The sequence below is a fragment of the Oricola indica genome, from assembly GCF_965227485.1.
Taxonomy (GTDB): Bacteria; Pseudomonadota; Alphaproteobacteria; order Rhizobiales; family Rhizobiaceae; genus Oricola; species Oricola indica.
The window spans coordinates 4,326,711-4,339,991 of sequence record NZ_OZ245747.1; the positions used below are offsets into that span (position 1 = coordinate 4,326,711).

13 protein-coding genes are annotated in these 13,281 nt (G+C 63.4%); 6 read left to right on the forward strand and 7 right to left on the reverse strand.

Annotated elements, in window-relative coordinates; translation table 11 throughout:
• Positions 1 to 4: 4 nt before the first annotated feature.
• On the reverse strand, positions 5 to 1,651 hold the full coding sequence (locus ACQK2M_RS21450) for a pseudouridine synthase (RefSeq protein ID WP_425419483.1): 1,647 nt from the start codon (positions 1,649 to 1,651) through the stop codon (positions 5 to 7).
• Between the two features lie 101 nt (positions 1,652 to 1,752).
• On the opposite strand from ACQK2M_RS21450, the gene ACQK2M_RS21455 reads away from it, so the two are divergent.
• The gene (locus ACQK2M_RS21455; protein WP_425420109.1) at positions 1,753 to 2,184 is read left to right on the forward strand and encodes a nucleoside deaminase; all 432 of its coding nucleotides are present in this window, start codon (positions 1,753 to 1,755) and stop codon (positions 2,182 to 2,184) included.
• A 4-nt stretch (positions 2,185 to 2,188) separates the two neighbouring features.
• On the opposite strand, the gene ACQK2M_RS21460 is transcribed toward ACQK2M_RS21455, so the two are convergent.
• The 6 genes from ACQK2M_RS21460 to ACQK2M_RS21485 all read right to left on the reverse strand — a co-directional run bounded on the left by ACQK2M_RS21460 (position 2,189) and on the right by ACQK2M_RS21485 (position 9,398).
• A complete protein-coding gene (locus ACQK2M_RS21460) occupies positions 2,189 to 2,761 on the reverse strand; it encodes a hypothetical protein (protein WP_425419484.1) in 573 nt (190 codons plus the stop codon).
• Between the two features lie 151 nt (positions 2,762 to 2,912).
• Positions 2,913 to 5,864 (reverse strand): isoleucine--tRNA ligase, encoded by a 2,952-nt coding sequence (ileS, locus tag ACQK2M_RS21465; protein WP_425419485.1) that lies wholly within the window; start codon positions 5,862 to 5,864, stop codon positions 2,913 to 2,915.
• A 206-nt stretch (positions 5,865 to 6,070) separates the two neighbouring features.
• A complete protein-coding gene (locus ACQK2M_RS21470) occupies positions 6,071 to 6,829 on the reverse strand; it encodes an SDR family NAD(P)-dependent oxidoreductase (RefSeq protein WP_425419486.1) in 759 nt (252 codons plus the stop codon).
• Complete coding sequence (locus ACQK2M_RS21475) at positions 6,826 to 7,539, reverse strand: SDR family NAD(P)-dependent oxidoreductase (RefSeq protein WP_425419487.1); 714 nt, start codon at positions 7,537 to 7,539, stop codon at positions 6,826 to 6,828. Before ACQK2M_RS21475 ends, ACQK2M_RS21470 begins: the two co-directional genes overlap by 4 nt.
• A gap of 2 nt (positions 7,540 to 7,541) precedes the next feature.
• Positions 7,542 to 8,531 carry a bifunctional riboflavin kinase/FAD synthetase gene (locus ACQK2M_RS21480; protein WP_425419488.1) on the reverse strand — a complete coding sequence of 330 codons (990 nt, stop codon included), beginning with the start codon at positions 8,529 to 8,531 and terminating at the stop codon, positions 7,542 to 7,544.
• A gap of 12 nt (positions 8,532 to 8,543) precedes the next feature.
• Entirely contained in the window at positions 8,544 to 9,398 is an 855-nt protein-coding gene (locus tag ACQK2M_RS21485) for a TIGR01459 family HAD-type hydrolase (RefSeq protein WP_425419489.1), read from the reverse strand.
• 208 nt (positions 9,399 to 9,606) lie between these two features.
• Here ACQK2M_RS21485 and ACQK2M_RS21490 point away from each other — a divergent pair, with 208 nt between their 5' ends.
• The 5 genes from ACQK2M_RS21490 (at position 9,607) to groES (ending at position 13,239) form a co-directional block, all read left to right on the forward strand.
• Entirely contained in the window at positions 9,607 to 10,170 is a 564-nt protein-coding gene (locus ACQK2M_RS21490) for a TadE/TadG family type IV pilus assembly protein (RefSeq protein WP_425419490.1), read from the forward strand.
• Between the two features lie 7 nt (positions 10,171 to 10,177).
• Complete coding sequence (locus ACQK2M_RS21495) at positions 10,178 to 10,777, forward strand: TadE/TadG family type IV pilus assembly protein (protein WP_425419491.1); 600 nt, start codon at positions 10,178 to 10,180, stop codon at positions 10,775 to 10,777.
• 10 nt (positions 10,778 to 10,787) lie between these two features.
• Complete coding sequence (locus ACQK2M_RS21500; protein WP_425419492.1) at positions 10,788 to 12,287, forward strand: pilus assembly protein TadG-related protein; 1,500 nt, start codon at positions 10,788 to 10,790, stop codon at positions 12,285 to 12,287.
• Positions 12,288 to 12,413: 126 nt separating this feature from the next.
• Positions 12,414 to 12,812: a hypothetical protein gene (locus ACQK2M_RS21505; RefSeq protein WP_425419493.1), complete on the forward strand. Its 399-nt coding sequence runs from the start codon at positions 12,414 to 12,416 to the stop codon at positions 12,810 to 12,812.
• Between the two features lie 130 nt (positions 12,813 to 12,942).
• Positions 12,943 to 13,239, forward strand: coding sequence for a co-chaperone GroES (gene groES, locus ACQK2M_RS21510; RefSeq protein WP_223476260.1), 297 nt, complete (start codon positions 12,943 to 12,945; stop codon positions 13,237 to 13,239).
• The last annotated feature ends 42 nt before the right edge of the window (positions 13,240 to 13,281 follow it).

Genomic DNA, 13,281 nt, shown 5'->3' on the forward strand with positions numbered 1-13,281 from the left:
CGGTCTATTTCCCCGGACCGCGCGGCTTTCCCGGCCGGCGCGGACCGGCACCGGATGAAGGCCGACCGCCCGCGCCCGGTTTTCCGGACGCAGGCGATTTGTCGCCCCGCCGCTCCGGACCACCGGTTCGCTTTGTTTCAGGTGCTCCGCCTTGTTCCGGCTTTGCCTTGCGTCCCTGCGGACGCGCGCCCGGCGCCATCCAGACATTGGATGCCCGCCCGTGGCGTTGCTTGTCGGTTTCACCGCGCGGCGAGGATGGTCCCTTGCCACGCTGCGGCCGGCTGGTCTCCAGGCGCGACAGGGCCTCGTCGCGTCCCATGCCCTTGCCGCGACGCGGTTTGCCGCTCTCCGGATCCGCGCTGACCCAATCGCCGCGCTTCTTCACTTTCACAAGCCGTGTCTCGCCCTCATCGTCGCGAACGGGCTTGTTGGAGAACGGCTTGCGCACCGGTGCGTCGAAATTGGCCCCGGCATCGGCGATCAGCCGGTCGCCCAACTGGTCGCGCAGCGTGCGTCCCCGAATTTCCATCACCGCACCTTCCGGCAGATCGCCGAGCTGGAACGGTCCGAAAGAAATGCGGATCAGGCGGTTCACGTCGAGACCGAGCGCGCCGAGGATGTTCTTGACCTCGCGGTTCTTTCCCTCGCGCAGACCGACGGTCAGCCAGACATTGGAGCCTTGCTCGCGCTCGAGTTCGGCCTCGACCGCGCCGTAGAAAACGCCATCGACTGCGATGCCGTTCTTGAGTTCATCGAGCCGCTTCTGATCGACCTTGCCATGCGCGCGTACACGGTAGCGGCGCAGCCAGCCGGTCTGCGGCAATTCGAGCATGCGCGACAGGCCGCCATCGTTTGTGAGCAGCAGCAGCCCCTCGGTGTTGATGTCGAGACGGCCGACCGAAAGAACGCGCGGCATGTCTTTCGGCAGGTTCTCGAAAACGGTCGGGCGGCCTTCCGGATCGCGGTTGGTCGTCACGAGACCGGCCGGTTTGTGATAGAGCCAGAGCCGCGTGCGCTCGATCTCCGGGATAGGCTCGCCATCGAGGAGAATAACGTCGTTGGGGTTGACGTTTACCGCCGGTGAGACCAGCTTTGTCCCGTTCAGCGTGACGCGGCCGGATTCGATGATGCGCTCGGCATCCCGGCGCGAGGCGACGCCGGCGCGTGCGAGATATTTCGCAATCCGTTCGGGTTCGGCCTCCGCCGGCACGTCTGCCTCCGGCGCGCGGTCGTCGTGACGCTCCGTGCCCTCTCCCGCGGCATGCTCCCGGCGCGGGGGCCGATCACGGTCGTCTCTCTTTGAAAATCCACGCGGCTTGCCGTCGCCGTCGGGGCGAGGCCGCTCCCGGAAGGGGCGCGGGCGATCGCCGCCAGCGCGCGAAGGCGCGGTGCCGTCCGGGCGATCTTTGAAGCCGCGCGACTTGCCGGCCGGTTTGCCGCCGCCGGGCCCATCCTTGAACCCGCGAGACCGCAAGCCGTCCCTTTTGCCCTCGCCGGCTCCGCCGTCCTGGCCGGTCCGATCCTTGAAGCCGCGCGAGCGCGGCGCGCCGGTTTTGCCGGCATCGCCTTTCGCTCCGGGCTTTCCGCTTCGGGGGCCACCACCCGGGCCGGGTTTTCCGGAACGGCCGCGGGGCTTGTCTTCATTCGTCATTTGCTGTTTGCCTTCGTTCGACGGCTCCCTATCAGGCAGGGGCCGGAGTTGCGAGAGAAATTGTGTCCGAGACACCGGCGGGAGCGAAATCCCCGAGCTTCATGGAACTGGCGATTCGCGAGGCCGTCGCGGCCGGCGAGCGCGGTGAAGTGCCGGTGGGCGCTGTCGTGGTTCGCGACGCAGCGGTCGTCGGTTCGGCGGGAAACCGGACCCGCGAATTCAACGATCCGACGGCTCACGCGGAACTGCTGGCCCTACGCGAGGCCTGCGGAAATCTCGAACAGGAGCGGCTCGAGGGCTGCGATCTCTACGTGACGCTCGAGCCCTGCACGATGTGTGCCGCCGCCATTTCGTTTGCGCGCATCCGTCGACTTTATTTCGCTGCCGAGGACGCGAAGGGCGGTGCCGTGATTTCCGGAGTGCGCTTCTTTTCAAGCCCGACCTGCCACCATGCGCCTGATATCTATCCGCACATCGGAGACGGCGAGGCGTCGCGGCTGCTCAAATCCTTTTTTGCCGCAAGGCGCGGCTAGGCCCCTAGAGCCAGGGAACGAACCGGCGCCATCCGCCACCGTTTTCGCCGGCCTTCGCAGCCTTCTTGCGGCGACGCTCCTTGGTCGCCTCGGTTTCGCCGAGTTCACCGTAAGGCGCGGTTTCCGCCGGCTGGCGGTATTCCGACGGCGGATCGGTCAGATAGACGCGCTGCGCGCCGGCGGCGCGCTGGTGAACATTGGTCTGCAGCGGCTTGTCCGGGTCGTTCGTATTGGAAAGGTTCGGCAGATACCGTCCCTCGTCCACTTCCTTGCGGATCCGTGCAAGACGTTCTTCCGGCGATTCCGGCCATTCTGGCGATGCTTCGGCGATATTCGTCTGAGGCGGCGGAAGGGTCGAGGCGTCGGTCGGCTCGACGAGGCCGGGACGCGGCTTGTAGTCGATCACGGTGCGCTGGCCACGGCTCAGCTTCACCGAACTGGAAAGGTCGTCGAGAAACTGCGCAGTCGCCGGTTTGTCGGTCCCGTAGGTCGGTCCCATGCAGCCCGTAAGCGCAATAACTCCCGCTCCAAGCGTTCCAAAGGCGGCTATCCGCACAGGGTATTTCCTGTCTGTCATCACTGCTCTGCCATTCCCCTGGTCGAAAGCGTCTCGTCGAATTCAGCTTCCGCGCTGACCGGTAAATCCGGCGAATTGATGGTGGTCTACCGAAAAACAACGAAATCGGCAATGAGTGCGGCCCTTCGGCCACACCCATCGCCAATGCACGTCACAGCTTTCCGAGCGCCTTGAGCTCCTGCAGCGCCGCCGCATCGCGCGCCGACACATCCGGGAATTCCGGGTCGGAGCCGACATCCTGCGTCACGCGCCATGAACGGGCGCATTTCGTGCCCTTGGCAAGCGCGGGAACCACCGCGACCCCCGGAACCTCGGGAATCGTGAAAGCCTCGTCCGGACCCGGCTTCGGCGAAACCGAGATGCCGGACGTGATGCTGATTTCGGCCATGTCGACATCCTCGATCGCCGCGCGCAGCGCATCGTCGGTCACATGGACGAAAGGTGCGGCTTCGAGAGAGGAGCCGATGCGCTTTTCCTTTCGCTCGATCTCCAGCGCGCCGGTTACCGTCCGGCGCACCTGGCGAACCTTCTTCCACTTGGATGCAAGATCGTCATTACGCCATTCCGGCGGGCATTTGCGGAACTGCTCCAAATGCACCGACACGGCGTCGGGATAGCGCGACAGCCACGCTTCCTCCATCGTGAAAGGCAACATCGGCGCAAGCCAGGTCACCACCCGGTCGAAGATATGATGGACGACCTGCAACGCGGCCTTGCGGCGCTTGCTCGACGGCGCATCGCAGTAGAGCGCGTCCTTGCGGATGTCGAAATAGAAGGCCGACAGTTCGAGCACCATGAAGTCGTGGACCTGGCGCGAGATCTTCTTGAAGTCGAAGGCCTCGTAGCCATTGTTGACGACGTTATCGAGCTCCCAGAGCCGATGCAGAATATATTTCTCCAGTTCCGGCATGTCGGCATATTCGACGCTCTCGCCCTCGTCGTGGGCGAGCGTGCCGAGCATCCAGCGGATCGTGTTGCGCATCTTGCGATAGGCGTCGATATTCGTCTGCAGGATCGCCTTGCCGAGGCGCTGGTCTTCCCAGTAGTCGGTGTTCATCACCCAGAGGCGCAGGATATCGGCGCCGGAATCCTTCATCACGTCTTGCGGCGTGACGTTGTTGCCGAGCGATTTCGACATCTTCTTGCCGTCCTCGGCCATGGTGAAACCATGGGTGATGACGGTGTCGTAAGGTGCGCGACCGCGGGTGCCGCAGCTTTCCAGCAGCGAGGAATGGAACCAGCCGCGATGCTGATCGGAGCCTTCCAGATAGACGTCGGCCGGCCATTTCAGGTCGGGACGGTCTTCAAGCGTGAAGGCGTGGGTTGAGCCGGAATCGAACCAGACATCGAGAATGTCGGTGACCTGTGTCCATTTCGCCGGATCGTGTTCGTTGCCGAGGAAGCGCTCCTTGGCGCCCTCCGCGAACCATGCGTCGGCGCCCTCTTCCTCGAAGGCTTCGAGGATGCGGGCGTTGACCGCCTCGTCCTTCAACACGTTGCCGTCCTCGTCGGCGAAGACGCAGATCGGCACGCCCCAGGCGCGCTGGCGCGACAGAACCCAGTCGGGCCGGTCCTCGATCATGGCGCGCAGACGCGTCTGGCCGGCCGCCGGCACGAAGCGGGTGTCGTCGATCGCCTTCAGCGCGCGCGAGCGCAGCGTCGTGTCGTCGCCGAGATCCATGTCCATGTGGACGAACCATTGCGGCGTATTGCGGAAGATCACCGGCTTCTTGGAGCGCCAGCTATGCGGATAGGTGTGCTTCAGCCGGCCGCGCGCAAACAGCCGCTCGGCGGCGATCAACGCCTCGATGACGGCCTTGTTGGCGTCGCCCTTCTTGCCCTTGTCGTCGATGACGCGCGCCGGCCCGCCCTCGCGATCCGGCCCGAAGCCCGGCGCGTCCTTGGTGAAATAGCCGGCGTCGTCGACCGTGAAGGGGATGGCTGACGAGATGCCGCGCGCTTCCAGATCGCGGGCATTGTCCATCCACGCGTCAAAGTCCTCGCGGCCGTGGCCGGGCGCGGTGTGGACAAAGCCCGTACCGGCATCGTCGGTGACATGATCGCCAGCGATGAGGGGGACATCGAAGTCGTAGCCGCCGCCGTAGCCCTTCAGCGGATGTGCGCATGTAAACGACGCAAGTTCTATCGGATTTACCGGCGCAATTTCCTGCAGCTTCACCTTGGCTTTGTCCGCACAAGATTGCGCCAACGCCCTTGCGACAATTATCCGCTCGCCTGGCTGCGGTCCAAAATCGTTTTCGGCCTCGGTGATCTCAAACAGGGCGTAGTCGATACGGGACGAGTAGGCGATGGCGCGGTTACCGGGGATCGTCCATGGCGTCGTCGTCCAGATGAGGATCGAAGTCGGCACCTCCAGGATCATATCGTCCTGGTTCGGCTTCGACTTGTTGTGTACGCCGATCACCGGGAACTTCACCCAGATCGTGTCGGACTCATACTCCTGATACTCGACCTCGGCCTCGGCCAGCGCGGTGCGCTCGACGACCGACCACATAACCGGCTTCGAGCCGCGATAGAGCTGGCCGGACATGGCGAATTTCAGCAGTTCGCCGGCGATGCGGCTCTCCGCGTGGAAATTCATCGTCGTATAGGGATTATCGAAGTCGCCCTCGATACCGAGGCGCTTGAACTCCTCCGACTGGACCTTGATCCAGTGGTCGGCGAAGTCTCGGCATTCCTTGCGGAACTCATTGACCGGCACCTCGTCCTTGTTCTTGCCCTTGGCGCGATACTGCTCCTCGATCTTCCACTCGATCGGCAGGCCGTGGCAGTCCCAGCCCGGCACGTAGTTGGAATCATAGCCGCGCATCTGGAACGAGCGCGTGATGACGTCCTTCAGGATCTTGTTTAGCGCATGCCCGATATGGATGTTGCCGTTGGCATAGGGCGGGCCGTCGTGAAGCACGTAGCGCGGGCGGTCTTTGGCGTCCTCGCGCAGCTTCCTGTAGAGGTCCATTTCCTGCCAACGCGCGACGAGTTCCGGCTCCTTCTTGGGGAGGCCGGCGCGCATCGGGAAATCGGTCTGCGGCAGGTTGAGTGTCTTGGAATAGTCCAGCGTCTGGTTATCGGCGGAATCGGTCATTCGTTTGCATTCGTTTCATGCTGCGCGGAGAGATTGCAGCGGTCATTAGCGGAAAAAGGCTAGGGGTGCGCGAAAAAATTGCGCGGCTTCCCGGTCCTGCGGCGCGTGTCAGCGGCAGGCCGGGCCAATAATTCGGATGATGGCGAAACGGGCCGTGGTCATGGCGCGGCTTTTAGCAACAGCACCGGCGCGAATAAAGAGCCAAATCACCACACCTCGCGATCCAGCTTGCGAAAGACCGTCCGCCCCATGAACCGCGTGACGGCGCGCGGCAACAGCCACCCGGCCAGCGCAGCCATCTTTGCCCGGTTGCCGGGCAGGATCGTCGCGAAACCGCGCTTTGCGCTTTTCAGGATCAGTCCCGCCGCCAAATCCGGTTCCATGCGATGTGCGGCGCTGGCGCCCTTCGGTGCGTGCCGGGCGGCATGCCGGGTGCGCAGCGGGCCTGGAAAAGCGCATGAAACGCGCACGCCGAACGCCTTGCGGAACGGTTTGCGGATCGATTTGGCATAGGCCGCGATCGCATCCTTGGATGCCGCATAGCTGGCGGCCCCCGGATAGCCGGTCCAGTGCGAAAGCGATGAAACGAAGATCACCCGGCCACCCGGCGCCAGCGCGCCCCGCGCGGCAAGACCGGCGCACAGCACCAGCGGCGCCTCGGTGTTGACTGACAGCAGTTTCAGATGCGCGTCGAGCGGAATCGCCTGGAAGCGCCCGGTCGCGGAAATCCCGGCATTCAGCACAACGATGTCGAATGGGCCCACGGCGGCAAGATTGACGATCGCTGCGTCGAGTTTCGCATGGTCCGACAGGTCGCACATGCGATGGGTCCAGGGCACAAAGCCGTCGGGGGCGGTCTGGTCGAGAGTCGTTACCGCGTAGCCCTCGTCGCAAAGGGCAGCGCAGAACGCCCGTCCGAGCCCGGCATTGCCGCCGGTCACCAGCGCTTTTCCGGTCGCGGTCAACGGATCGTCCTTCCCAGCACCGCTGCGCCCGACAGATATTGCACAAAAGAAAGGGTGCGCGGCGTCTTTCCGGCACGGATCGCAGCCTCGATCATCGCCGCCATGTCGTCCGGGCGGATGAACCATTTGTGCGCCCAGCCAAGCTTGAGGCCGACCTTTTCCTGCATGCCGGTCATGGTCGGGCCGGGATGCAGAATCACGACGCGGACCGTTCCGCGCCATTCTTCTTCCAGTGCCCGGGCCAGCCCGTGCAGTCCGGCCTTGGAGGCCGCGTAGCAGGCGAATTGCGGCGCGCCCTTGCGCGCGGTGGACCCGATCAGCGTCAGCTGGCCATTGCCGCGCCTGAGCCACGAATAGAGGATATGCGCCATGGCCAGCGTGCCGGCGAGATTGACGTCCAGCGTGTCGCGCAGCGTGTCCGGTGTCTCGTCTTGTGGAACGGATGCATGGCCCGTGGCCGCGTTCAGCACCACGTGATCGAGCTTCGTCACGTTATGCTCCAGCAGCCCCCTGCCAAGCGCCTGCGCGGCAGCCTTCGGGTCGCTCTGGTCGGCGCGCACATAATGCACGCTTTCGGGAAACAGGTCGCGCACCTTGCCCGGTTCGCGGCGGCCGGTCGCGATCACGTCATGACGGCCGGCAAGCCGCCGCACGAGCGCCAAGCCGATACCGTCCGTCGCGCCGGTCACGAGTATGGTGCGTCGCGCCATGATCAGTTTTCCGGGGCGTCGAAGGTAAGGGCGGCGTCGAGGGGGCCGATCGGCTCGAGAGCAGAGAGGATCGAGCGCGCGGCTTCCTCGTCTTTTCTCATCTGGACCGTCAACGCATCGATCGTATCGAACTTCTCCTCTCCGCGCAGGAAAGCGCAGAAAGCCACCGTGCAGGTCTCGCCATAGATCTGTTCGTTGAAGTCGAACACGAATGTTTCGAGAAGCGCTTCGCCGTCGGATTCAACCGTCGGGCGGCGGCCGAAACTGGCGACCCCGTCATGAATGCGTCCGTCCCCGCGCATGAAGCGCACGGCGTATATGCCGTGTCGCAGCGCCGCGTCGCCGGCCAGAACCATATTGGCTGTCGGATAGCCCAGCGTGCGCCCCAATTGCTTGCCGCGCACGACCTCCGCCTCGATGCGGTAATGGTAGCCGAGAAGTCCGTTCGCACCGGAAATATCGCCTTGCTGGAGCTTCTCGCGCACCCGGCTCGACGAGACGACTTCCGCGTTTGCGTCCCGGTAGGCATCGACCAGGGTCACGTGGAAACCGCGTGTCTCGCCCGCCTCCATCAGGAAGGCCGGTCCGCCCTGGCGGTTGCGCCCGAAATGGAAGTCGAAACCAGTAACGACCTGGCGGACGGCGAGATCCGCCAGCAAGACGCCATCGACGAACTCGTCGGCGGTCAGCCGCGCGAACTCCTTGGTGAACGGCATTTCGATCACGCCGTCGAAACCCAGTTCGCGCAAAATGTCCGCCTTCATCGGCGCGGGCGTGATGCGAAACAGCGGCCGGTCCGGCTGGAAAAGCTGCCGTGGATGGGGCTCGAAGGTCAGCACGAGAGCGGGACAGCCATGATCGCGGGCAAAGCCCAGCGCGGTTTCGAGCACGGACTGATGACCGCGATGGACGCCGTCAAAATTGCCGATCGCAACGACACTGCCATGCAGCGCCGCCGGAAGCTCCTTCGAAGAGGTGAACCGAAACGTCACATGCCGCTCCGTTCAGGCCAGTTTGGTCATCGTGGCGACCGGGTGTGCGCCGAAACCGTTGAGATGGTAGGCGAGGCGCTGCGGGTCCGGATTGCCAGGCGTGCCATATTCGCGCGCATGGATGCCGTCGGAGATAAACAGCAGGTCCAACCCGAAATCCATCGCGCCCTTGACGTCCGTGGTCATGCCGTCGCCGATTGCGAGCACCCGCGACGGCTCGACCTCACGGCCCAGCGCAGCGGCGGCGCGGGCCATCGCCTCGCGATAAATCGGCGCGTGCGGCTTGCCCGCGATCAGTGTGCGGCCGCCCATCAGGCCGAAATCCTTGGCCAGCGCGCCGGCGCAATAGACCAGCCGGTCACCGCGCTCCACGACGATGTCGGGATTGGCGCAGATGAAAGGCAGGTTGCGGGCCCGGAGGCGCTGCAACATCTCGTGATAGTCCTTCGGCGTTTCCGTTTCGTCGTCGAAGAAACCGGTGCACACAACGGCCGCGGCCTCGCGCTCCTCGACCGGCTCGACGTCGAGCCCGTCATAGAGCGACATGTCGCGGTCGGGGCCGATGTGAAAGATCATCCGCGCGTTCTCGCCGATCAGCGCCCGCGTGACATCGCCCGATGTGACGATGTCGTCATAGGCTTCCCCCGGCACGCCGAGGGTCGCGAGTTGTTCCGAGACCGGCCCTTTCGGGCGCGGGGCGTTGGTGATCAGCACGACCGCCTTGCCCTTTTCGCGTTCCGCCGCAAGCGCCTTCCATGCGGGCGTCCACGACCGCACGCCATTGTGCAGCACGCCCCAGACGTCGCAAAAAATCGCATCATACTCGCCGGTGATATCCGCCAGCTTGTCCAGTACCCGAATGGCCAAAAGTTCTATCCCGTTTGCGTCACGCGCGCTGGCCGAATTAGAACCTTTCCAGCCCAAAGGGAAGCCGTCGCGCGTGGCGTTCGACTTCTCGCGCGCAAACCCATGGCTAACGAGCGGTAAATCCGCCGTTGAAAATGACCCCGGGCGCGTGAACCGGGCGCCAATCAAGCGCTGATAGAAACGGCTCCGTAAATGGACGCCGTGACCGATGAACATCAAGCGCGTGAAACGCCGTTCAGGCTTTGCGCAAACTTTACGCCGTGCCCGCCAGGCAATCCGCGGGTACCGGACGAACACGCACGCCGCGACTGCACTGGAATTCGGCCTGATCACGCCCGTTTTCCTGTTGCTCATCTTCGCGATCATCGAAACCTCGATCTACTACTACAAGCAGAGCCACCTGAAATTCGTCCTGCATCAGGCCGGCCGCAACATTCAAACCGGCGAACTGCAGAAAAGCGCGCATCCCAAACAGGATTTCGACGCCGGCGTCTGCTCCGACGCCTCACTCTTCTTCAATTGCGCCGAGGTCTATCTGGACGTGCGGTACTTCAACACGGTCGCCGACGTCGTTTTTCCGAACGCGAAGTTCGACGCGAACGGCAAGCCGACCAATTTCATTTTTCAGCCGGGCGGCTCGGCGAAGATCACGGCCATGCGGGCGTCGGCCATCCACAATTTCTACACGCCGTTCCTCGCGGACATCCTGCAACCCGATGGCGACCCGGTGATCGTGGTCGGCTTTTCCATCTTCAAGAACGAGCCGTTCTGAGGGCGTCATGAGCAGGCTTGGGGGACATCGCATCGCAGCTCTTCTCCGCCGCTTCGGCAGCGACCGGCGCGGCGTTGCGGCGATGGAGTTCATCCTGTTGTCGCCAATCATGCTGGTGCTCGCCTTCGGCCTGGCCGAAGTCTATGTCGAGCACGCCACGGAGGACCAGTTCCTGCGTTACGTCCACCAATCGGGCGACCTGCTTGCCCGCGAACCGACGCTTACCAGTTCGTCGATCACGACCATACTCAACGCGTCGGACCAGATGATCGTCGGGTTCGATCCGAACAAGAGCCTCGAAATCAATGTCTCCAGCATCGGGTTCAAGGCCGACAACACGCCGACCCTGTTGTGGACGCGGTCGGCCGGCGGCGCGACGCTGACGGCGGACGCCTCAGGCGCGGCGGGCATGGGACTGCCGGCCGACACCGTCATCAGGTTCGAGGCGAAGATGAGCTATTCCAGCCCGTTCAACTACGTCTGGTCGTCGACCAGCCGCACCCTCACCTCGACCGCATGGTTCCGTCCCCGCGAAACGCGGGCCATCGCCATGGACGGTGCGATCTCCGAATACGACCAGAACTGGGATTTCATCCCGCCCGAGTGACGGGCACACAGTGAAAGCAACCGCCATGGCGATCGACAGGAAAAGAGAAAGAGCAAGCGATCCCGCGAACCGCGCGACGGGCCTGTTCGCCCGCCTTCGGGCCATGCGCGAAAACCGGCGCGGCGCGATGGCGGTCAATTTCGCGCTTCTGCTGATCCCGCTGCTCGCCTCGGTCGGCCTGTCCATCGACGGATCGCGTTTCCTGTTGACGCGCTATCACCTGCAATCGGCCGTGGACGCCGCGGCGCTTGCCGTCGCCACCGTCTACCAGGACAAGCCGACGCTCGACGCGCTCGCCGGCAAATTCGTCACCAACAACTTCTCGCTCGCCGATGCGTCGCTCGACACCGTTTCCACCGCGGTTACCGGCGACGTCATCACGGTCGATGGTTCGGCGACGATGCAGACGCTCTTCATGTCCATCCTGCAGGTCAGCGAGGTGCAGGTTTCGGTGCGCACGAAGGTCAAGCGCGCAGGCGGCGGCCTGCTCGTCAGTCTCGTGCTCGACAATACCGGCTCGATGTGGAGCGGCAGCAAGATCGCGTCGCTGCGCAGCGCATCCGATATCCTGGTCGATGCGATCTTCGACGGCGAAGCCGAGCCGGCCGATCTGCGCGTGTCCATCGTTCCCTACGCGTCGACGGTCAATGTGGGCTCTATCGCGGACAGCATCGTCGGGACGCACAGCTATGGCCTGCGTTCCGACGACAAGGACAAGTGGAAAGGCTGCGTCAAGGAGCGCAGCGGCGCCAACTCCATCGCCGACACCGGTCCCGACGTCGAGAAGTGGTATCCGTTCTTCTGGGAGCCGTCGGTCGACAACGATTACGACCTTGACGACGACTCGACGATCTATCCGGGCGGCTCCTACAATTCCAATGGTATCACCGGTCCCAATATCGGCTGTCCGACGCCGATCCTGCCGCTGACCAATTCCTATGCGGATGTCGATGCGGCCGTCGATGCGCTTTCCGCCTGGAACCGCGGCGGCACGCTCGGCGACATCGGCATGGCATGGGGCATTCGCACGCTTTCTCCGGGAGAACCCTTTACCGAAAGCACGGAACTCGATCCGAAAACCGGCGCGACATTGTGGGACAGCCCGCGCTGGCGCAAGGCGATCATGATCATGACCGACGGCGACAACCTGTTCTACGATCTGCCGAGCGATGCCGGGCCGAACGAGGCCCATCCGGGCAAGTCGGACTACACCGGCTATGGCCGTCTCGGCGAAAGCCAGGCGAATGCGATCTTCGAAACGAACAATGCGAACAACGCCAAGGGCATCATCGACACGCGGCTGAAGTCCCTGTGCACGACCGCGAAGGGCCAGGACGTCATCATCTATACGGTGACCTTCGGATCGAGCCCGAGTTCGAGCACCAAGCAGATCTTCCAGGACTGCGCTTCCGACCCCGGCAAGTATTACCACGCACCGAGCCAGACCGAACTGGAGAACGCCTTCGGCACGATTGGCGCGGAGCTTTCGAAACTGCGCATCATCGAGTGAGGCGGATTTTCGGTTGGAAAATCCCGGTTGGGAACAATTTTAACCACCGGATTTCACCGGCCATAAACATTCAGGCGTTATCGAGACCCCGCCAGCAATTGCGCTGGAATGTTAGGGGCATACACCATGATGGTGAAACGCGAGAAATTCGCGAAGCATGCCGGCGGCAATTTCAACGTGGCCATGAGCCTCGTCGCCGTTCCGGTGATAATGGGGCTGGCACTGGCAGTCGACGTTCCTCGCATCGAGGGAACAACGAAACAGGCGTCCGTCGCATTGTCGGCAGCAGTCGAGGCATCGCTGTCGGCTGATGGCCGGTTTGACGCGGATCGCGCGAACCAGCTTTACGCATCCACCCTTGAACTTCCCGAAGGCCAATATACATCGGCACCACGGTTCCGGCGCACGCATGACGGCCGAATGTCGGCCAGTGTCACGGCAATGACGCGATTGACGCTTGGCGGCGCCGTTCTGCCGGAAACCTTTCACCGCCCGGTGACCGTGACCGTCGGGAGCGGCGGCTAGCTCCGGAAACGCCAACAGCGGCGCCGCGCACCTTGACACCCGCGCAGCACATCACTATCTCCGGCTCGCTAGCACTCATGAGGAGTGAGTGCCAGAACAATCAAAGCCAACGTATCAAAGGTTCAAGTCAATGGCAGATGTGAATTTCCGTCCGCTGCACGACCGTGTTGTCGTGCGTCGCGTCGAATCCGAGGAGAAGACCGCAGGCGGCATCATCATCCCGGATAGCGCCAAGGAAAAGCCGTCGGAAGGCGAAGTTGTTTCCGTCGGTGCGGGTGCCCGTGACGAAAACGGCAAGGTCCAGCCGCTCGACGTTAAGGCTGGCGACCGCGTCCTGTTTGGAAAGTGGTCCGGCACCGAAGTCAAGCTGAACGGCCAGGATCTCCTGATCATGAAGGAATCCGACATCATGGGTATCGTCGGCTAAACCGCTTTCCCGATCGTTTTCTCAAGACAGACAGAATGGGCA

Excerpts from the sequence above, each read along its gene's own strand:
- ACQK2M_RS21450 (WP_425419483.1), bottom strand. The coding sequence starts at position 1,651 with ATGACGAATGAAGACAAGCCCCGCGGCCGTTCCGGAAAACCCGGCCCG.
- ACQK2M_RS21455 (WP_425420109.1), top strand. The coding sequence starts at position 1,753 with ATGGAACTGGCGATTCGCGAGGCCGTCGCGGCCGGCGAGCGCGGTGAA.
- ACQK2M_RS21460 (WP_425419484.1), bottom strand. The coding sequence starts at position 2,761 with ATGACAGACAGGAAATACCCTGTGCGGATAGCCGCCTTTGGAACGCTT.
- ileS (WP_425419485.1), bottom strand. The coding sequence starts at position 5,864 with ATGACCGATTCCGCCGATAACCAGACGCTGGACTATTCCAAGACACTC.
- ACQK2M_RS21475 (WP_425419487.1), bottom strand. The coding sequence starts at position 7,539 with ATGGCGCGACGCACCATACTCGTGACCGGCGCGACGGACGGTATCGGC.
- ACQK2M_RS21490 (WP_425419490.1), top strand. The coding sequence starts at position 9,607 with ATGAACATCAAGCGCGTGAAACGCCGTTCAGGCTTTGCGCAAACTTTA.
- ACQK2M_RS21495 (WP_425419491.1), top strand. The coding sequence starts at position 10,178 with ATGAGCAGGCTTGGGGGACATCGCATCGCAGCTCTTCTCCGCCGCTTC.
- ACQK2M_RS21505 (WP_425419493.1), top strand. The coding sequence starts at position 12,414 with ATGATGGTGAAACGCGAGAAATTCGCGAAGCATGCCGGCGGCAATTTC.
- groES (WP_223476260.1), top strand. The coding sequence starts at position 12,943 with ATGGCAGATGTGAATTTCCGTCCGCTGCACGACCGTGTTGTCGTGCGT.